Source organism: Lysinibacillus sp. UBA6686, from assembly GCF_002455205.1.
Lineage (GTDB): Bacteria > Bacillota > Bacilli > Bacillales_A > Planococcaceae > Lysinibacillus > Lysinibacillus pakistanensis.
In genome coordinates this window covers 96,053-116,315 of record NZ_DKJS01000023.1, presented here as the reverse complement: position 1 = coordinate 116,315, position 20,263 = coordinate 96,053, and the positions used below count along the sequence as shown (strand labels likewise).

Annotated in this window: 20 protein-coding genes; 12 read left to right on the top strand and 8 right to left on the bottom strand. The window is 38.0% G+C overall.

Annotation, left to right across the window (positions count from 1 at the left end):
* The first annotated feature begins 59 nt into the window (after positions 1–59).
* The 8 genes from B2R82_RS06385 (at position 60) to B2R82_RS06350 (ending at position 8,376) form a co-directional block, all read left to right on the top strand.
* Complete coding sequence (locus B2R82_RS06385; protein ID WP_286924054.1) at positions 60–1,025, top strand: ABC transporter ATP-binding protein; 966 nt, start codon at positions 60–62, stop codon at positions 1,023–1,025.
* A complete protein-coding gene (locus B2R82_RS06380) occupies positions 1,022–2,047 on the top strand; it encodes an ABC transporter substrate-binding protein (RefSeq protein WP_376781220.1) in 1,026 nt (341 codons plus the stop codon). Before B2R82_RS06385 ends, B2R82_RS06380 begins: the two co-directional genes overlap by 4 nt.
* Positions 2,048–2,107: 60 nt before the next feature.
* Positions 2,108–3,769, top strand: a complete 1,662-nt coding sequence (locus B2R82_RS06375; protein ID WP_376781223.1) for an ABC transporter permease — start codon at positions 2,108–2,110, stop codon at positions 3,767–3,769.
* Positions 3,762–4,853, top strand: coding sequence for an MBL fold metallo-hydrolase (locus B2R82_RS06370; protein ID WP_286924052.1), 1,092 nt, complete (start codon positions 3,762–3,764; stop codon positions 4,851–4,853). Before B2R82_RS06375 ends, B2R82_RS06370 begins: the two co-directional genes overlap by 8 nt.
* Before the next feature lie 274 nt (positions 4,854–5,127).
* Positions 5,128–6,438 carry a M48 family metallopeptidase gene (locus B2R82_RS06365; RefSeq protein ID WP_286924085.1) on the top strand — a complete coding sequence of 437 codons (1,311 nt, stop codon included), beginning with the start codon at positions 5,128–5,130 and terminating at the stop codon, positions 6,436–6,438.
* A gap of 85 nt (positions 6,439–6,523) precedes the next feature.
* Complete coding sequence (locus B2R82_RS06360) at positions 6,524–7,339, top strand: YitT family protein (RefSeq protein ID WP_286924051.1); 816 nt, start codon at positions 6,524–6,526, stop codon at positions 7,337–7,339.
* 95 nt (positions 7,340–7,434) lie between these two features.
* Positions 7,435–7,809, top strand: a complete 375-nt coding sequence (locus B2R82_RS06355) for an MmcQ/YjbR family DNA-binding protein (RefSeq protein ID WP_286924050.1) — start codon at positions 7,435–7,437, stop codon at positions 7,807–7,809.
* Positions 7,810–8,223: 414 nt separating this feature from the next.
* Positions 8,224–8,376: a hypothetical protein gene (locus tag B2R82_RS06350; protein ID WP_286924049.1), complete on the top strand. Its 153-nt coding sequence runs from the start codon at positions 8,224–8,226 to the stop codon at positions 8,374–8,376.
* A gap of 95 nt (positions 8,377–8,471) precedes the next feature.
* Here the strand turns inward: B2R82_RS06350 and B2R82_RS06345 are convergent, their stop codons facing one another.
* The 6 genes from B2R82_RS06345 to B2R82_RS06320 all read right to left on the bottom strand — a co-directional run bounded on the left by B2R82_RS06345 (position 8,472) and on the right by B2R82_RS06320 (position 12,434).
* The gene (locus B2R82_RS06345) at positions 8,472–8,816 is read right to left on the bottom strand and encodes a GIY-YIG nuclease family protein (RefSeq protein WP_283871456.1); all 345 of its coding nucleotides are present in this window, start codon (positions 8,814–8,816) and stop codon (positions 8,472–8,474) included.
* An 87-nt stretch (positions 8,817–8,903) separates the two neighbouring features.
* Positions 8,904–9,656 (bottom strand): DUF2087 domain-containing protein, encoded by a 753-nt coding sequence (locus B2R82_RS06340; protein WP_286924048.1) that lies wholly within the window; start codon positions 9,654–9,656, stop codon positions 8,904–8,906.
* 120 nt (positions 9,657–9,776) lie between these two features.
* Positions 9,777–10,652, bottom strand: coding sequence for an ABC transporter permease (locus B2R82_RS06335; RefSeq protein WP_286924047.1), 876 nt, complete (start codon positions 10,650–10,652; stop codon positions 9,777–9,779).
* Positions 10,652–11,572: an ABC transporter ATP-binding protein gene (locus B2R82_RS06330; RefSeq protein ID WP_286924046.1), complete on the bottom strand. Its 921-nt coding sequence runs from the start codon at positions 11,570–11,572 to the stop codon at positions 10,652–10,654. Before B2R82_RS06330 ends, B2R82_RS06335 begins: the two co-directional genes overlap by 1 nt.
* A gap of 6 nt (positions 11,573–11,578) precedes the next feature.
* A complete protein-coding gene (locus tag B2R82_RS06325; RefSeq protein ID WP_286924045.1) occupies positions 11,579–11,983 on the bottom strand; it encodes a DUF3021 domain-containing protein in 405 nt (134 codons plus the stop codon).
* A gap of 1 nt (position 11,984) precedes the next feature.
* On the bottom strand, positions 11,985–12,434 hold the full coding sequence (locus B2R82_RS06320; RefSeq protein ID WP_286924044.1) for a LytTR family DNA-binding domain-containing protein: 450 nt from the start codon (positions 12,432–12,434) through the stop codon (positions 11,985–11,987).
* A 230-nt stretch (positions 12,435–12,664) separates the two neighbouring features.
* Here B2R82_RS06320 and B2R82_RS06315 point away from each other — a divergent pair, with 230 nt between their 5' ends.
* Positions 12,665–13,693, top strand: a complete 1,029-nt coding sequence (locus B2R82_RS06315) for an AbrB family transcriptional regulator (protein ID WP_286924043.1) — start codon at positions 12,665–12,667, stop codon at positions 13,691–13,693.
* A gap of 158 nt (positions 13,694–13,851) precedes the next feature.
* Here B2R82_RS06315 and B2R82_RS06310 read toward each other — a convergent pair whose 3' ends face one another.
* Positions 13,852–15,546, bottom strand: coding sequence for a methyl-accepting chemotaxis protein (locus tag B2R82_RS06310; protein WP_286924042.1), 1,695 nt, complete (start codon positions 15,544–15,546; stop codon positions 13,852–13,854).
* Between the two features lie 236 nt (positions 15,547–15,782).
* On the opposite strand from B2R82_RS06310, the gene B2R82_RS06305 reads away from it, so the two are divergent.
* The 3 genes from B2R82_RS06305 to B2R82_RS06295 all read left to right on the top strand — a co-directional run bounded on the left by B2R82_RS06305 (position 15,783) and on the right by B2R82_RS06295 (position 18,612).
* Complete coding sequence (locus B2R82_RS06305) at positions 15,783–15,926, top strand: RAxF-45 family protein (protein ID WP_283871464.1); 144 nt, start codon at positions 15,783–15,785, stop codon at positions 15,924–15,926.
* A gap of 102 nt (positions 15,927–16,028) precedes the next feature.
* The gene (abc-f, locus tag B2R82_RS06300; RefSeq protein ID WP_286924041.1) at positions 16,029–17,828 is read left to right on the top strand and encodes a ribosomal protection-like ABC-F family protein; all 1,800 of its coding nucleotides are present in this window, start codon (positions 16,029–16,031) and stop codon (positions 17,826–17,828) included.
* The gene (locus B2R82_RS06295; protein WP_286924040.1) at positions 17,821–18,612 is read left to right on the top strand and encodes a GNAT family N-acetyltransferase; all 792 of its coding nucleotides are present in this window, start codon (positions 17,821–17,823) and stop codon (positions 18,610–18,612) included. The genes abc-f and B2R82_RS06295 overlap by 8 nt, the downstream gene beginning before the upstream one ends.
* Before the next feature lie 64 nt (positions 18,613–18,676).
* Here the strand turns inward: B2R82_RS06295 and B2R82_RS06290 are convergent, their stop codons facing one another.
* Complete coding sequence (locus B2R82_RS06290; RefSeq protein ID WP_286924039.1) at positions 18,677–20,239, bottom strand: bifunctional metallophosphatase/5'-nucleotidase; 1,563 nt, start codon at positions 20,237–20,239, stop codon at positions 18,677–18,679.
* Positions 20,240–20,263: the final 24 nt, after the last annotated feature.

The following is a 20,263-nucleotide window of genomic DNA, read 5'->3' as shown; positions in this document are numbered from 1 at the left end:
AGAACATTAATATTTTCTAAATATCTAGGATTTATAGTTGTATTAGCGAGGAGGATATGATGAAAATCTCACTAACAAATATCGAGAAGAAATTTGGACATGCTCAGGTGCTATGGCCAATTAACCTGGAATTAGAAAGTAAATTTATTACGATTCTAGGTCAATCAGGCTGCGGGAAGACTACATTATTAAAAATATTAGCCGGACTTGAACAACCAACAAGTGGAGAGATTCGATTTGATGAAACGATGATTTATTCATCTAAGCTTCATCAAAATATCAAACCAAATAAACGTAATATTGCAATGGTTTTTCAAGATTTTGCACTCTGGCCCCATATGACAATTTTTCAAAATATTGCGTTTGGCTTGAAGGGAATTGTTCCAAAGGAAGGTATTCCTGAACGAGTGCAGTATGTGATGAACTTAGTGAAAATGAAGGGGTATGAGAAACGTAAACCTGGGGAGCTTTCAGGAGGGCAGCAGCAACGGGTAGCACTTGCGAGAGCGCTTGCGACAAATCCCAAGCTTATTTTATTTGATGAGCCCTTATCAGCCCTTGATGCAGTACTTAGAGAACAGATGCAGGCTGAAATTATGCAAATTATTGATGAACTAGATTGTCAGGCAATTTTTGTCACTCATGACCAAACAGAGGCGATGACAATGTCTGATCAAATTATTGTGATGGAGGCAGGCAGAATCGCACAAATAGGAACACCTCAGGAAATATATCATTCGCCAGCAACTCCATATGTGGCTGATTTTATTGGTAAAGTGAATTGGTTTGAAAAAGGTAATTATATTGTGCGACCTGAGGGGGTTTCCAGAATACAACGCCCAGGAACAATTGCAAAGCTTGCAACAATCATAAAAAGCACCTTTGTTGGGGATCGTTATTTAGTGCAGGCAGAGGTAGAAGGTAAGCAATGGAGCTTTTATGAGGCACAGCCCATAGAGCATGGTATAAAACTTGAAGTGTTTATTGACAAAAAACAAATATATCAATTGGAGGGTTCACATTGAAGAGAAGAGGTTTAAAGCTTTTTACGACTGCTGGTATTCTATTGACATTGGCATTAGCTGGATGTGGTAACAAAGAAGTAGAGAAAACAGAGAAAGTAAGTGCACTGCCAAAAGAAGAGCAAATATTAACAGTATATTCAGCAGGTCCAGATGGATTAGCAGCAAATATTCAACAAGCATTTGAAGAAAAAACAGGTATAAAAGTTGAGATGTTTCAAGGGACAACAGGTAAAATTTTGTCACGATTAGAGGCAGAAAAAAATAATCCTGTAGCTGATGTTGTTGTACTGGCATCTGTCGCTTCTATGGATGGCTTAAAGGAAACGTCACAGCTACAAAGCTATCAAGATGCTAAACAGGCAGAAAAAATCAATTCTGACTGGTCAGATGCTGAGGGCTATTATTATGGATACAGTGCTTCTGCATTAGGTATAGCTTATAACACAAAAAATACGCAAGAAATACCGACAGATTGGTCAGATTTAGCAAAGGAACAATGGCAAAATAAAATCAATATACCCGATCCAAGCTTGTCAGGCTCTGCTGTAGATTTTTTATATGGCTATGCGCTGGTGGAAAAAAATGCTTGGAAAACAATGGAGCTATGGAAGAACAATGGCTTACAAGTGAATGGTGCGAATAAGGAAGCTTTAGATGCCGTCATAACAGGTGATAAAAATGCTACGATTGCAGGCGTAGATTATATGGCTTATAAGGCAAAAGCAGACGGCGAGCCAGTGGAAATTATGTATCCGAAAAGTGGAACAGTTGTCAGCCCAAGAGCAGTTGGGATTTTAAAGGATGCAAAGCATATTGAGGCTGCAAAAGAATACGTAGATTTTTTACTATCGGATGAGGGACAAAAGCTTGTAACAGAGGCTTACTTACTGCCTGGCAACAAAGAAATATCTGTAAAAAATCGTGCTGCATTAGATGAGATTCCACAGTTAACTGTGAACTGGAAAGGTGCAGAAGCAGACCAGCTTGAGATATTAACGAAATTTAATGATATGTTTCGTTAAGAAATAGGAGGAGGTTTTGCGACCTCCTTCAAGTTTTGGCATGGAAGGATGGAAACATCAATGATAATGGAAGGCAGACGAACTTTTGGTTTTTTACTGACAATAGTTGTCACATTTGCTATTGCCCCATTAATAGCTATTTTAGGTTACACCTTTTTGAAGGATGGGCAATTTGACATCTCACAAATTAATCGAATGCTGGAAGCTGAAAGAGTGTGGAGGACGCTTGGGAACTCCATACTATTAGGGGTACTTGTAATAGTTGGAACAACCATTATTGCATTTCCGATGGCACTTATTAGAACGAAAACAAGCTTATATCGTTATGATTGGCTTGATATTATTTTAACCATTCCATTTATGACTCCTCCGTATATTGGTTCAATGGGATGGATTTTGTTTATGCAGCATAATGGCTTTCTTCAACAGCTATTTCCAAGCTCAGCCTGGTTGACGGAAACCTTCTTTTCTTTATTCGGTATGGTGATGATTATGAGCTTACATCTCTTTCCTTTTTTATATTTAATGTTGAAAAATACGCTCCTTCGTATGAATGGCTCCTTTTTAGATGCAGCACTCATTTTTGGACGAAGCCCCTGGAGAAATTGGACGAAAATCGTTTTACCTTTAGTGGTATCAAGCTATGTCTTAGGAAGTCTGCTTATTTTTATAAAAACACTTGCGGAATTTGGAACACCTGCCACTTTTGGAAGTCGAATTGGATTTCAAGTATTTACAACAGAAATTCATACTTACTTATCAAGATGGCCAGTAGACATTAGCATGGCGACATCCCTGTCTTTATTTTTACTATCGGTTTGTCTTGTCATCTGGTATATTCAAAATCTTATTGGACGCAAACATACATATGGCGTTCTATCTGGTAAAACACCGGCAATGCGTGTGGTTAGGGATAAATGGTATATCAAATTAGGCTCATGGATATTTGTGGGAGCTGTTCTTTTATTGTCAATCGGTATTCCTTACTTTTCCATTGTCGTAACATCTTTGCAAAAAGTAAGAGGAAATGGTTTGCAAGCAGGAAATTTTAGCTTTGTATCCTATCAAGAGGTGTTTACAGGGGGAAGCGCAGGATTATCGGCATTTTTAAATAATGTGATGTTCTCTGTTATAACAGCTGTTGTGACGGCTATTATTGGATTGTGTATCGCACTATATATTAAAAAGGGTGAAACGAAAAAGCAGCAACTCTTAGATTTCTTTAGTTTAATGCCTACTATTGTACCTGGAATTGTCTTTGTAGTTGGTTTAATCATGTTTTGGAATGCGCCATGGTTACCGGCAACTATATATAATACAAAGACAATGGTTGTTGTCACGTATTGTATTCTTTTCTTACCGTATTCTGTGCAATACACAAAATCCTCATTATCCCAAATAGATTCGTCAATCTTTCAATCAGCAGCTATTTTTGGACGAAGTAAATGGGATGTTTATCGACAGATTATAATTCCTTTATTAATGCAAGGAATTCTCGCTGGTATGATGATGACATTTATTATTTCCATGCGTGAGCTTGTAGCTGGATTATTAATTTTGCCTCCATCAGTGGAGACTGGGGCAACATTTATTTACAGTCAGTTCGAGCAAGGAAATGTTGGGGTGGGAATGGCTGTTGCAGTTATTACTGTGGTCATGACCGTTATTTTCATGTTTCTACTCGAGTGGCTGCAAAAGCGGGGAGGGCATGAGAATGCTTAATATCGAGATTTTAGGTGGAGTCGGTGAATATGGCCGTAATTGTTTTTATATTGAAAAAGAGGGGCGGGCTATTTTACTGGATTGTGGCGTGATGAACAATCCTCAAAAGACCTTGCCAAACTTAACAGAGGCCCACGTAGCAAAGCTTGAGGCAGTATTTATTTCCCATTCCCATATTGATCATGTAGGTGCTATTCCGTTACTCGAAAAGTGGGGATATAATGGGCCAATTATAATGAGTAATATGACGGCACAGCAACTAAAAATGACCTTTTCAAATATTAGTATTTTTCATCCAGAATCAATTGGAGAATGGATATTTGTGAATAAGGATGTGGCTTATCAGTGGGGGTATAGTGGTCATCTTATTGGAAGCGTTTGGTATCAGATTCGTTTTTGGGGGAAGATGCTCTTTTACTCTGGCGATTATGTCATGGATTCCTATTTATTGAAGGCTACGCTGCCAGTAGCGGATGGGACGATTTATGATATTGCATTTATCGACAGTGGTCATGTTGAAAAACAAATCAATAATTTTCAAACATTGCAGCAAATAATGGAATATATAAGCGTTTATCCAGAACAACCATTTATTTTTCCATCTTCATTTTCAGGAAAAACGGTCGACATTGCAGCCTACCTACATCAACATACACAACGAACCCTGCATATCGATCAGGATTTAATATCGCTATTTGAACAGTATGAGAAGGCATCTGAAAATTTATTACCTACTAAAGCTATTTTGCCATCTTTTAAACAACAATGTTCGACAAAGAGTGCTGATCTTGGGGATATTTATTTTGTGCCTGATCGTAATGCGTCAAAGCTATTGGAGCTACTACAAAAAATACCGAAAGCAATCGTTATTTTTACAGGCTATTGGCAAAAAGATAACTATAAAATGATGTTATCAAAAACGGAATACAAGGAATTTTTTTATAAAACACATCCTGATTATCATGATATTTTAACGCTTTCTAAAAAAATACATGCTCAAACGACCATTTATTTTCATAGTTCATTTACGAACAGAGAAACTACATTTTTGCAATTACTTAAAAATAAGAAGGCACTAACATGATGTCCTACATTAAGAACATTAATGGCATGTATGTAATACCATGCTTCCGATTTCCAGTTAAACATTTGCTAAAATTCATCTGAAGACTGTGAACAGGCTTTGTACTCTTGACTTGTACAAGGCTTGTTGCTGTTTTTTTGCAATTACTTTGAATTTTGTATGTAATTGGCTAAAAGGCAAATAAAAACACTGAAAAATTTGTTCTAACTTTTTTAATTTCGCTTACACTTACTATAGGACGAACTCTTAGCTTTAACACAAGGGAGGAAATGACATAGCGAAAAAAATGGGAATTGTCGCGCTACTATTATTCGGTGTTTATTTGCTGTGTATGTATTGGTATATATTCCATAGCGGTGGTGGTACAGTACCAAGAGCATTCCAGGGAACCGTTGCAGATCCAGTTATGTTTATGTCTGAAAAAGAGCTTTTTCTAAGTGGTGAATATTCAAAAATAAGAAACTTCCTTTTCTTTGTTGCAACTCCATTGGAATGGTTAGTGTACGCTTTCATTTTGCTAACAGGTATTTCACGTTATTTCGAAAAAGTGGCGACAGCACAAACGAAGTGGAAGTTATTACGGAACGCAGGTTATTTATTCTTATTATCATTGCTACTGTATCTTGTGCTATTCCCTCTAGACTATTATCGTTACTATATAAGCAAAAGCTACGGTATAAGCACACAAGCATTCTCGTCATGGATGCGAGATGGCATTATTGATTTTTGGGTTAATTTTGGCACGAGCCTCATCGTAGTATCAGTCATATATTGGCTTATTAAAAAGAGTGAAAAAAGATGGTGGCTGTATACTTGGCTTTTAACGATTCCATTTACAATATTTGTGATGTTTATCCAGCCAGTTGTCATTGATCCCTTATATAATGATTTTTATCCATTAAAAAATAAGGAACTAGAAGCGAAAATTCTCTCTATCGCTGACCAAGCTAATATTCCAGCAGAGCATGTTTATGAAGTGAATATGGCAGAGAAAACAAATGCCTTAAATGCATATGTCACAGGTATTGGAAGTAATTCAAGGATTGTCTTATGGGATACAACCTTAAATCGGCTCACAGACAATGAAATATTATTTATCATGGCACATGAAATGGGACATTACGTTGAAAAACATATTTATTTTGGTATTACTGGGTACCTAGTGTTAACTTTAGGAGGATTGTGGTTAACCTCCAGATGTATGCGATGGGTGATTAGAAGATATGGACAGGTATTAAAAATAAAAAAAATGGGTGATATAGCCTCTTATCCGTTATTTTTACTTATTACCTCCATATTGCTGTTTGCTTCTAACCCTCTGACAAATTATGTGTCAAGGTATCAGGAAACAAGAGCCGATCAATACGCTATTTCACTTACGGGTGATCGAGAGTCTGCCGTTACTGCATTCCAAAAGCTAACGATATCTGGTTTAAGCGAGGTAAATCCACAGCTTCTTGTAAAATGGTTCCGCTATACACACCCACCGATGCTGGATCGAATTGATAGGGTAGCGGAAAAAGAGGGGCAAAAAAAGGAGGCTCCTGTTAAAGAGGAGCAGAAAAAAGAACAACAAAAGCAATAAATAGGCAAGGTTTCTTGGACGTAAAAGTTGGGTATCCTAGTAGAAGGATTGAAAACTTGTTTGTTCTTATGATAGGGGAATCGTTATGCGTAATATTATCATCATTACACTTTCATCGATTTTAGTGGCCTTTGCCTATAATTTTTTGTTAATTCCCCATGAAATATTAAGTGGTGGATTAAGTGGGATAGCTATTATGCTTGGTATTGTAACACCCTTAAATACAGGGGTTTTAAATTTACTATTGAATTTACCACTTCTTATTTTAGGCGTTATGAAGCTTGGTAAGCGGTTTATTGGATATACGATACTATCAGTGGCTGTCTTGTCAATTAGCCTGTATATTATTCCTATTTATAAGGCTACACAAGAACCCATCCTTGCCTCCTTATTTGGTGGTGTTATTGTCGGAATCGGCACGGGTATGATTTTTCGCGCGTCTGGCTCCTCTGGTGGCTTTGACATTATAGCCATGCTGTTAAGTCGAAAACGCGATTTCCCATTAGGTGCATTAATTTCTGGAATGAATGGAATAGTAGTAGCTATCTCAGGCTTCGTTTTTAGCTGGGATGCCGCCTTACTCACACTTGTATCGATTTATGCAACGGGCAAGATTGTCGATACCATTCATACAAGCCATATAAAATTGACGTTGATGATTATTACAGGTGAGGGTGAGGAAGTAAAGCAGCAACTTTTATCAAAGCTTCATCGAGGTGTAACGGTAATGGATGCGAAGGGTGCTTACTCTGGGGAAGGGCGTAAGGTTTTAATTACGGTAATTACACGTTATCAGCTTGCCGAAGTTAAAAATATGATTAAGGAAACAGATGCAAAAGCCTTTGTTAATATTTTACAAACAACAGAGGTAATTGGTGTTTTTGATAGGGGCTCAAAGTAAATTAAAATGGATATTTCTTGTACACACGTTATCGGTTATAATAAATATAATCGAACGTGTGTTTTTATTATGGGATAGATAGGGAGAGATTCAAAATGGACAAAGAGTCAATACATGCGTATTGTTTAAAGCTTCGAGGAACAACACATGATTATAAACTGGAGTGGGAGGCTGACCGCTACCAAGTTGGTGAAAAAATGTATGCAATGATAGGCGGGAATGCTACCGGAAAGCCAGTTCTTACCTTGAAATGCGAGCCCCAGCGTGCAGAAGAATTAAGGGAAGCTTACGAAAGTATCATACCCGGCTATTATATGAATAAAACTCATTGGAACTCCATTTACATGGATTCAGATGATGTACCCCTTGATTTGGTAGAAAAGCTTATCGAACATTCCTATGACCTAGTTTTCGGAAAGCTAACAAAAAAAGCACAGCAGGAAGTCCTTTTACTTGAAGAGACAATGTGACATTTTAGTGTAAGATGGAAGGTTAAAAAACTACCCTTTTTCTAAGATATATTGAGAAAAAGGGTAGTTTTTGTTTAGCCAAAAAGATGCTCATGCCCGAGAGAGAAATGCTTGGGCAAGACAAAGCAACGCTCAGATTTAAGAGAAAAGCGCTCGGGTAGGGTGAAGTAACGCTCAGGTTTAAGAGAAAAGCGCTCGGGTAGGGTGAAGTAACGCTTAGGTTTAAGAGAAAAAGGCTCGGGTGAGACGAAGTAACGCTCAGGTTTAAGAAAAAAGCGCTCGGGTGAGACGAAGCAACGCTCAGGTCCAAGGGGAGATCGCTCGGGTAGGGTGAAGTAACGCTTAGGTTTAAGAGAAAAAGGCTCGGGTGAGACGAAGCAACGCTCAGGTCCAAGGAGAAATCGCTCGGGTGGGGTGAAGGAACGCTCAGATCCAAGAGGAAAGCGCTCGGGTAGGTCGAAGCAACGCTCAGGTCCAAGGAGAAATCGCTCGGGTAGGGTGAAGCAACGCTCAGGTCCAAGAAAAAAATCGCTTATTGCAGTCGAAGTAATGCCCTGGTTTGCTTAAAAAGTCTACAATCGGATAAAAAAACCCAAGCCCATTGAAACGGCTCGGGTTCAAATGAAAAACGTTCTTCAAATCACAGTAAAGAAGAAATCAATTTATGCATTATAGCCACGGTCACCAAAAGGCTGTAGTGTATCGAGCCATTTTTGCTCTAGTTTTTCTAGCTCTCTTTTGGCATCAAAATAGCCCTCTTCTTTTTTCTTTAAGTATTCAACGATTTCAAGGTCAAAAGCATCTTGACCGAAAGTATTGAAATCTGCTTGTAGTTTTTTATTGGTATATGAATTAGTTTTAAGCGAAAATTGAAATCCGTTTAGGCGCTTTAAATTATTGAAGCTACCAACAAACACCTTTCCATTTTGTTTATTGGTCATTGTAAAAACGCCCGCTTCAATTTTCATTTCTTTATACATTTCCTTTAATTCTTTTTTATGGTCCATTGAAAACCCTTCTTTCTTATTTTTATCCTGCATTAACAAGCAGTCATTTATAATAACTAAATCCCCTCTGATTCAGCTTCTTCAGTTTTATTTTATCCAATAGGCACTGCCATCATCTGTACGGTCCATAAAACCATATTCAATTAAATAACGGCGGATTTGTACATAATCCTCATACATTGGCTGGATTGCCTCATTTAATTCTTTTTCTGTGTACTGTTTGGTCTTGTCGAAAAGCTTTGTGATTGCTCGTAGTATGATAATTTTATGCTTTTCCCGTTTTGGAAACCGGGTAAGCTCTTTACCAATTCCCTTTGGAAAATACTTTTCGAGTAACTCTTGTTCCTCAGATAGCGTAATATTATAGCGATCATCCACCATTGTTGCTGTTTTATGAATTGGAATAAAATGATCTTCCTTTTGATCCTTTTCTTTTAATAGTTCCATCATGGCAAGAAATGTTTTTGCTTGTCTCTCTTTTTCCTTGAGTGTAAAACGGTGATGACGAATCGTTGTTGCGCTACCTATATCAAGCCTCTCTTTTATTTCTTGATCCGTATGTCCCTCATAGAATAAACGCATGATATGACTTTGATGGTCTGTTAGCCCTGTCATTTTTTTATTTAATCCATTTAAATAATGAAAAACGGAATGATGTGCAGAAGTAATATGATGCTGCATAAATTTTTCTGCCTCATAAAGTACGCCTTCATAGGGATAGATAATACCTTTTTCAATTCGTTCGCCACAAAGCAAGCAAGTAAAATGTGCTGTTTCCTCTACGTAACCCTTTTTAATGTCCTCAATCGATGCTTGCCAAAACAGTTCATTAACATCCATAAAAAGTCCTCCTAAAAATAAACAAAATCTTATTTCGTTTGCTTATCTATATTAAAAATAACAAATTGTTTGTTTTAAATCAATGAAAAACACATCGCTTGATCAACGATGTGTTAAAATCTATTTATTTTTCTTTTTGAAAAGGATAATAGATAGGATGGCTAGTATAAGAATAGTAGCTAGAATAATAATGACACTTGTAGAGGTACTGAGAATATTTCCATGTAGATTATAGACAATACCATACATTTCTTTATATTCTTCCACGTTTGAAGCAGGTATACCCTCGAAAACTTTAGTGATGGAGCTTCCCATAAATGCATTGCGTAATAGTAAGGTTGTATGACTGATAGGGAAATACATAATCAAATTTTGTGCAAAGCTTGGTAATGCACCAATAGGGACATAGACGCCACATAAGAAGCCAAGTGCAGTTCCGACAATGGTACTTAATGTTGAAAAGGAGTTTTGAGTCGTCGCAAATAATACTAGAAAAAGATTAAAAACACTGGCAAGTAATACTGATAAAAATAATAGGCCTACTACATGAACGAAATCTCCAATGCTGAGAAGCTCACCGCCAGTGGATACAATAAAGATTTCACAGCCAATGAGGGCAATAAAGGAAAAGATACAGCCAATAATAAAGGCATTGAACACATAGCTAAATTGAATAGTGGCTCTTGAAATAGGGGCGGTTAAAAAATCTGCCTGTGCTTTAGATTCCAAATCCTGTACGGCAATTCCGTAGGCTGCGAGTGTTGTAGTTACAGCGATCATGGATAATAGCCCCGCTACAAGCCATTCATTCACCATTGTAATTAGTTCAGGTGTAGCCTCTGTCATTTGCTCAATAGCATCCACCTGCATTTTTTGTAGAAATACAGCATATAGCACAATTACGATAATGACAGAAAGCAGTGAATAGAAAACTTGTGTTTTATCTCTACGGAAAACCTTATTATTTCGTTGTACTAGGCTAATAAATGCTTCCATTATGCAGCACCTCCCTCCGCCATAATATGAAGAAAGACATCATCCATTGTCCCTTTTATTACTTCAAAGGAGGCGATGAACGGCTCTGCCTTTTTTAATAAGTCCAAAGCATAAAGCGTTGAGTCAACTCGAATAGTGTAAATACCGAGCTTTTCTGTGTAAGAAATGGCATTGTCCTTAAGCCACTTACTTCCTTCATCACTATTATGAAAAACAAGTGCCATCGAATCATAGGCATACTTAGTTTTCAAAGCATCCGGTGTTCCTTCAGCAACAATTTCTCCATGCTTTAAAACAATGACATGATGTGCAACAGCCGCTTCCTCCATGTAATGTGTAGTTAAAAATACAGTCATATTTGTTTCAAGTTGCAGTTGTTTAATTGCCTGCCAAACAAATTGACGTGTTTGTGGATCTAATCCGGTTGTTGGCTCATCTAAAAATAAAATTTTCGGTCGATGAATAAGCGCTCGTGCTATATCAGCACGTCTTTTTTGACCGCCGGATAATGTTCCATATTTACGTTTTTCTATATCCTCTAAATGTAAATAGGTAGAAACAAATTGATAGTTTTCAGCCAGCTGTGCTCTTGATAAGCCATATGTTTTGCCGCGATGCAGTATATTTTCACGAACGGTTAATCGCTCATCAAGTAGGCTTTGCTGAAAAACCACGCCAATGGATTTCCGTATGTCAGCATTGTGATTGCTTGCATCAAGGGTATGACCGTTAATTTTCACAGTACCGCTTGATTTTTGTAATAAGGTACAAAGTATTTCAATGGTTGTTGATTTACCTGCACCATTTGCCCCCAAAAATGCGAAGAGGGTCCCTTCTTCTACAGTAAATGAAATCCCTTTGACAGCCTGATGCTCACCATATTGCTTACGTAAGTTGTCAACTTGTATAGCAAATTTCATAATAGGTTATTCCTTTCTTTTTTGTATTGCATGATTGATTTCCGCAATATCAATTAATTGAAAAACATAAAGTATACACCAGACGATGAAATAAATAATAGCTTCTGATACAAGCACACACATAATGCTAGAATGTTCAAACCATCGACCGAAATAGCCAGCGGTAATAACACATAATGTAACAGCCACTAAATGCAAAATAAGTTGTAGAATAAATGGCAATCGCTCTACATCAAAGATGAATGACAATGGACCTATTACAACACCCAAAATGGCGGCAATGATAATTTGCTCAAGTAGTTCCGTTCCCGAAATCATCGTATTTTGAGATAAGACACTTATGGTTACTAATGTATAGGAAGAACTCAGCGAAATAAGTAGACCAATAATCATCATGCGCAATGTTTTCATATTATGAATCCCTCCCGATACCTAAATGACGTTTTAACTCTTTTAAATATTTTCGGCTGACATGCACGGTAACATCATTTTCAAGTATTAGTTCAGTCGCTCCCAGTTTCCCCATTTGAATAGAGGCAATTTTATGAATGTTGACGAGTGTTGATTTACTCACTCGTGCAAAATCTTTTGCAAACTGCGCTTCTAGTTCATATAATTTGCGTTTTGATTCAAATTCCTGCTCTTCTGTCTGCAAAAATACCTTTGCATCCTCTGCATAAATCGAGAAAATATCAGAAATCTTTAGCATATGAATTTCCTGCTGTATATAGCCATCTATCATCGTTGTTTGTGAAGCTTGGAGCTGCTTCATCAGTCGCTCAATTTGTTCGTTATATTCTTTCGCATGTATATGAATCTCATTTTCTTCTAGTGCGCTATTAATTGTTAAATGAATCTTCATTAGAGGCCTCCTTTACCTATCCCCATTACCGGGATAACACTGAATCAGGTAATAATAATGTAGCATAGAAAAAATTGGCTGGGACAATTTCTTCGATAAGAGGTCAAAATTTAATGATGACAGGTTTATTATTCACAATATAGATCTTGCAAAAAGCGGCGAAGTAGAAAAAGAGGGAAGTTAGCGGCATAATGGACTTATTCAGTCAGTCATGAGGGGTTGCTTCTATTATGTTTGTTTTTGATCGACACATGTTTATTACACTATGTATTGGGCTAGCAGGTGCGTTTATCTTTCAGGCTGTTCATATTCCAATGCCCTGGTTACTAGGTGCCATAGCGGCAGTGCTGATTGTTCAGTTATCAACAAAAGTTCAACTGAAATGGCATCCGTATTTTCGAAATTTTGGTTTAATCGTAGCAGGATATTCCATTGGGTTTGCTTTTACACCAGAAGCTGTGCAGGATATTAAACAATTTTTAGGGAGCATGATTGTCCTTAATCTTCTATTTATTGCTCTGTTCTTTGCTGTAAGTTATATTGTGGCAAAGCGTACTGATTTAGATTTTGCGACCGCCTTAACTTGCTGTGTACCTGGAGGAATGTCACAGGTTGTGGCCTTTGCTGAGGAGCAAGGGGATATGGATATGGTCGTCATAACATTTTTTCAAATACTGAGGGTACTGCTAATCGTTGGCTTTGTACCTTTAATGGTAGCAGGTTCCAGTGGAGGTGGTAACACTATAGATGGGGCATATACATGGAGCCTTATAGGAGTCCTTGTTTTATGTAGCGCTGTGGGATGGCTTGCGCAAAAAATAAAAATCCCAACAGGCTATATGCTCGGTCCTGTATTTTTATTAATGGGAATCAATATAGCAGGAGTAGAGGTCCCGCAAATGCCAATATCCTTACTTCATATTGCTCAGCTAATGCTTGGTATTTATATTGGGCTTTTACTAAAAAAAGAGGATTTACATTTATCCAAGAAGCATGTTTTTTATGCATTTGTATCAGCTGGTATCTTTTTAGGGGGTGCCTATGGTTTAACATTTGTTATGCAGAGCTTGTACAATCTTGAATTTAGGACAGGCTTTCTAAGTATTGTACCAGGTGGACTTGATCAAATGGGTATAATCGCTGCTTCTGTTCATGCCAATGTCACGATTGTCACAGCCTTTCAGCTTTTCCGTGTATTGGTCGTATCGATCTTCCTTGTTCCATTTGTCAAAATGTTTGTGAAAAAGGTGAGAGTATAGTAGGCAACAAGACGAGCAGGATGGCAACAGGTAAATGAACCGTGTTAATCATACTAGACTGCGAATGTTCTTGTCAGTAGCGTTATCACAACAAATCAGCTCTAAGTATAAAAAAGATTGTCCATTGGCATTTACCCAATGAACAATCTTTACCGTCTTTAATATTTAAATTGATGAATTAAATCCTGCAGTGTCTCTGCATTTTTGGTAAGCTGTAAGGCTGCTTTATTAATATCCCCCATGGATTCAAGATTTGCTTCTGCAATTTGTGTTACGACCTTCGACTGCTCCCGTGCTTCAACGGCAATTTCAGCCATAATATGTGTAGATGCATTGGCCTGCTCTATTCGCGCGTAGAGCTCTTCAGCAATCCCTGAAACCTCTTGAATTTTATTGGTTACGAGAGAGACCTTAGCTGTTATCTCTTCAAATGCAACACTTGTTGTCTGCACAACCTTGGCACTTGAAGCAGCTTCTTGTTCACTCTCTTGCATATGCTCCCGTGCTTCTTTCGCTAGCTGCTGCATCGTATGAATCGTCTTGGTAATTTCTGCGGCAGATGTTTTTGATTGCTCTGCTAATTTACGAACCTCTTCGGCTACCACCGCAAAGCCTTTACCGTGTTCTCCAGCCCGTGCCGCTTCAATTGAGGCATTTAACGCCAGTAAATTTGTTTGATCTGCAATGGCATGAATCACTTCTACAATTTCGTCAATCTTATTAGCGTGTGTATCAAGTGCAGCGATTGAGTTGGCACTCTCTTGCACAGCTACTGCCATAGCCTGCATTTGCATTTGCATCTCCTGTGCTGTCTGTTCTCCATGTTTAGCTGTATCAAAGGCATCAGAAGCATAGGATGAAACCTCACTATTTGTTTCCGTGACTAATTGAATACCTCCAGCAATATCCTGCATGGCCTCCGCATTTTCATTGGCACTATGCTTTTGCGTACTGGCACCGCTTGCTAGTTCCTGCATATTAGCTGTTAAATTCTCCGTCGTGTCTGTCGTAGAGCCAGCGGTTGCAGAAAGCTCAGCAGATGATGCAGATACCTGATTAGCTGTTTCATCTACTCGTTGCATCATTTTACGTAATGTTGCAAGCATTGCGTTGAAGGAATTTGCCAGCTCACCGATTTCATCCTTAGACTTAACAATAAGCTGCTGTGTTAAATCGCCCTTTCCAGCAGAGATGGTTTCTAGTTGAGCATTTAAGTGCTTTAATGGTTTAACAATTCCCCGTATAAATAAGATACCTGCAATTACGGCAATGATCGCTGTAATAATTGCGAAAATACCCATTTTAAAGAGCGTTTTTTGGGCTACTGCATTGATATCAGAGGAAGGTACGCCTGCAAAAATCATCCCTATTATTTCTCCATCCGCGTTACGTAGCGGCTCATACTTTGTCAAATAGGGTTCACCCACAACCTCTGCTGTGCCTGTATATATTTTTCCCTGTGATAGCACAGCTTCTGTTACTTTTGGATCTGCAGTTGTTCCAATTGCTCGCTGCCCATCCACCATAATATTTGTATTAATACGAGTATCATTGGCGAAAATTGTAATTGCCGCTTGTGATAATTCTCCTAATTTATCGATGATGACAGTCTCGTTCGCTACCTTCGCATCCCCTTTATAAAGCTCTCCGTTTTTTAGCTGCCAATCTCCAGGCAAGGTTTGATGGAGATTATGTACACTTAAATCTAAAATCTGATTCAGACGTATATTGTATTCATCTTGTAAAGCTGTTTTCATTTCGCTTGTATTCACTAGACCAATCACAATTAGAACAAAGGCTATAATCGCAACAATCAACAAACTCATTTTGTTTTGTATACTTCGTTTTTTCATCAATGCCCCTCCACATTTTGCCACATAAAATAGACAGTAAGCTACTGCTGAGAAAGCTTACTGTCAAATTACTAAATATTGAAATAATTCAGGAAAACATTCCTATTTTTAATTAGTATATAGCTAGATAGAACATTTGTATATTTACAAAAAAGTGACAACTTAAATTTTTTCTTTTCTAAAATCTTGAATTATGGTATTATTAATTTAACTATTATAAACGGAGGTGAAAAGGAATGAAACAAAACGCTACGAAAACATGTGTAAAGGTGGATACAGCTATGTATTTTGCACGTGTTATTACTTTCGATTTTGCGAACAACGGGAGAGGTCTGTCCATTTTTAAGCAAAATCAAATAATAACAAACGTAGCGGATTAACCATTCTTTTTCACAAAAAATGAGGAAAAGACTGCTTGTTAATGGAGCAGTCTTTTTTTGTGTCTATAGATGTTTTCGCACGTTTCATTGGAGGAAAAAACGATGCAAATTAAAGCTGAACAAATACAAAAAATTATTGGTGGGAACGTATTATTTGAAGAACTTCAATTAGAAGTGAATACTGGAGAGCATGTTGCTATAGTTGGCGTGAACGGAAGCGGGAAAACGACTTTATTACAGCTATTATCTGGTTTAGATACACCAGATAAGGGACGGATTATAAAAAGTAAGGAAGCGACCGTTGGCTATCTTCATCAAATTCCGCAATATCCTATGCTATCTGTAAAGCAAGTGCTAGAGGAGGCATTTACTGAAATTTATGCATTGAAGGCAAAGATGACAAAGCTAGAGCAGGAAATGCAGGAAGCTGTATCTGATAAGGTTCTTGAGCAATATGGTCATGTGCAGGAACTATTTATGCTGCAGGGAGGCTATGAGATTGATGCGCAATTGGCGATGATTGCTAATGGCCTTGGTATTACACCATTACTTGAGCAACCTTTTACTAGCCTAAGCGGTGGAGAGAAAACAAAGGTGATGCTTGGGCAAATCCTTTTAAGTAATCCTTCTATTTTGCTATTAGATGAACCAACCAACCATTTAGATATGCAGGCAATTGAATGGCTGGAAAATTATGTGCGGAACTTCGCAGGGATAGTGATTGTTGTATCCCATGATCGCCATTTTATGAATCAAATGGCTCAGAAGATTATAGAAATTGAAGATGGCGTGGCTTTTACGTATATTGGCAATTACGATGCATTTGTTAAACAAAAAGAAGCGAAGGTTGAACAGCAATTTGCTGAATTTGAGGAGCAGCAAAAGAAAATAAAAAAAATGCAAGAAACCATCAAGCGTTTAAAGCAATGGGCAAATGAAGCGAATCCACCGAACGCCTCCATGCATCGACGTGCTAAAAGTATGGAAAAGGCATTAGCTCGAATCGATCGGGTCAAGAAGCCGTCAACGAAGAAGAAAATGAATTTAGCCCTGACAATGGCTGAGCGTAGTGGTAAAGAGGTTGTGCAAATGAAGGCAATTAGCCATGCATTTGATAAGCCGCTATTAAAGGAATGCGATTTGTCTGTCTACTTCGGAGAACGACTGGCGATTGTAGGTGGTAATGGCAGTGGTAAATCAACATTATTAAAAATGATATTAGGGGAGGTCATACCAAACGAAGGCATTTGTCGTGTTGGTAGCAGTGTAAAAATTGGCTACCTTTCTCAGCAGTTTGAGCATGAGCATCCATCGATTCGTTTAATTGATGCCTTTCGAGAAAGTGTCTCAGTATCAGAGGCGGAGGCACGTCATTTACTGGCTCAATTTTTATTTTATGGCTATGACGTTTTTAAGAAGGTGAAGGATCTAAGTGGTGGCGAAAAGATGCGCTTACGTCTAGCTCAGTTAATGCATGAGGATATTAACTTATTGATACTGGATGAGCCGACCAACCATTTAGATATTGAGGCGAGAGAGGTATTGGAGGATACATTGGAATCCTTTGAGGGAACTATTATTGGCGTTTCTCATGACCGCTATTTCCTTCAAAAGATTTTTACAAAAGTCGCATGGATCAGGCATGAAACTATTCAAGTATTTGAGGGTGACTATGAGTGGGCAAGGAAAAAACATGCTGAACTAGTAGAAGTACCTGTCATCAAAGAACTAACAGAAAAGACCATGAGTGCTAAGAAAGAGCTGCCTATTGAGCAACAAATTGAAAAGCTTGAACTAAAATTAAAGGAACCAACACTTGCAAAGGAGCAACGTCAAAAGCTTGAACAACAGTTAGAGGTTTTATTTGAAAGATGGATTGAGGAAGGAGCAGAACATGCATAATTTAGAACATATTATAGAGCTAGATCTTCATTATCTTAAAGGTTTTAGCAAGATGGAGACATGTGAGGATGGCGTATTATTTTACAATGAGGATAACCCAACATATTACGATGCAAATCATGCACATATTTGGCGTAAAATAAATAATCCGAATGTGCTATTGAGCAAAATAAAGAAATTCTATCAATCGAAATCACTTATCCCAAGATTATATCTATACAACCTAGAGGAAAATCAGCCTTGTATAAACGCTTTAGAAATGCATGGCTTTCAATATGAACGCTTTACAGATGATATACAATGTTGGAATGGTAAATCCGTATTATTACCACATAATCCAGCAATAGCTATCGAACGTGTAACAGATACAAATGTTGAGGAAGCAATGGCAGTTGAAATGAGTATTTCAACATTTGGAGAACCTTCATTAATAAAGACGGCTTTTCTGCAAACATACCGCTCCCCATACTTTACGTATTATGTATTAAAACTAGACGGAAAGGCATGCTGTACTGCTAAGCTTTTTGTCTCAGGAAACCAAGGGCGGATTGAAAGTGTAGCCACACTCGAAAGCTATCGAGGGCAAGGGCTAATTGGTTATATCCTTCAGCATATTCAACAGCAGTCAATCCAGCTAGGTTTAGACAATCTTTGGATTATGCCAATAAATGCGCAGGTGGCAAAGGTCTATGACAAGGCAAACTTTAAATCAGTAGGCAAAATAACATCCATTCATGCATTTACAGAAGGAAAAAGCATTCATCAAATACGACAAAATTCTTAATTTGATAGAATAAAAATTCGCCATATTCCCAAAGAATATGGCGAATTTATTTTATAAAGGTTCGTTAAAATGTTACCCGCCAATTATGATTACATGTGGCTTGGATGAAAGAATGCCTTAGAAGATAATCTGCAATCAGCTCTGTCATATCTATTTGGATCTCCTTCACAACAGGTCGATTTCTTAAAAATTCAAAATTACCTGCTCCTGTTGCACGATAGCTGCTCATCACCACTTCAAATTCTTCCTCCATTTTTATAGGCTCACCCTGAATGGTTAGCATAGTGACGCGCTCTCCAATAGGCTTTGAAATATCTAGGATATACTCAATACCCTCCCACATATCATAATTATAAGGTTGTGCCTTTGGATATAGAAATGATTTAGCGACTTTTAGCTCATCTCCCTCAACTGTAAAATAGGTTGCTGATTGTTCAAGGGCCAGGAGGATGTCCAGCCCAGATAGGCGCAGCACCTTTAAGGTATTTGCGTAAATATAATTCGTGACTATATCTCGCATTGTTACCGCTTGCTTTAAGCCACCATGCTCATCGTGAAAGAGTGCTGTAGAAGAAATTGCAGCTCCTGATGCTTCCATTTGAATACGGTTTATAAATTCTATATAGGGATGCTCTTGAATACGGGCAAGAAACGCATCCTCTACTAGCATATTTCCTTGGATAGTTCCAATTGTCTCATCCAGCCATGCATCAGTTTTTTGAAAAGTAGGGGAGATCATCTCGCAAACAGTTGCTTCACATATCGTATCTTCCCTCACATACAGTAGAGATGGTGTATGAGCTAGAGAATGAATCCTCTGCTCGTTATCCAGTGTAATAGCTAATTCGATAGCAGCTAAGCAATTGCCCTTAGTGCCAGGCTGAACAACTGATTTTCCGTTGATGTTTGAACATATTTCACGATGCTGGTGTCCAGAAATGATGATATCTATTTCTTCAATTTCTGTGCACATACGGTACCCTTGGTTTTCTCCATTTTCATCTTCCAGTAATTCTCCAGTCTCTAGGTCTCGTTCAAATCCGCCATGATAGCAAAGGATAAGAACATCTATTTGTTCATTTGTACGCATCCATTTTGCCCAATAACCTGCACTTGAAAAGGCGTTTTCAAAATGAAGCCCAGAAATATGCTGTGGTTCCTCCCAGTGTGTCACAAAATGGGTTGTCACTCCTAACACTCCTATACGAATACCTTCTATTTCCTTAATGATATAAGGCTTTGTCAAAGGCCTGCCGTCTTCCGTTAAAATATTTGCACCTAGCCATGGAAAATCCGATTGGTTGATGATGGATTGTAACGTAGGTAGTCCGTAATTAAATTCATGATTACCAAATACCATGGCATCGTATTGAAGAGCATTAGCCACCTGAATAAATGGGTTTGGTATGTCCGCTTGAAATTTTTGATGATAAAAGGTCATGGGACTTCCCTGGATAAAATCACCATTATCAAGTAAAAGAGTCGGTCCTGCAAGTCGTTTCTCTTGAATAATGGATGCTAGCTTGGCTAATCCTAGTGCCTCATTCTGCTCATTGCGAAAGGTAGTAGGCATGATATAACCATGAATATCACTAGTAGCCAATATTTGTATAGTTTTGACAGTCATAGAGAGCCCTCCATTAGTTAGTAT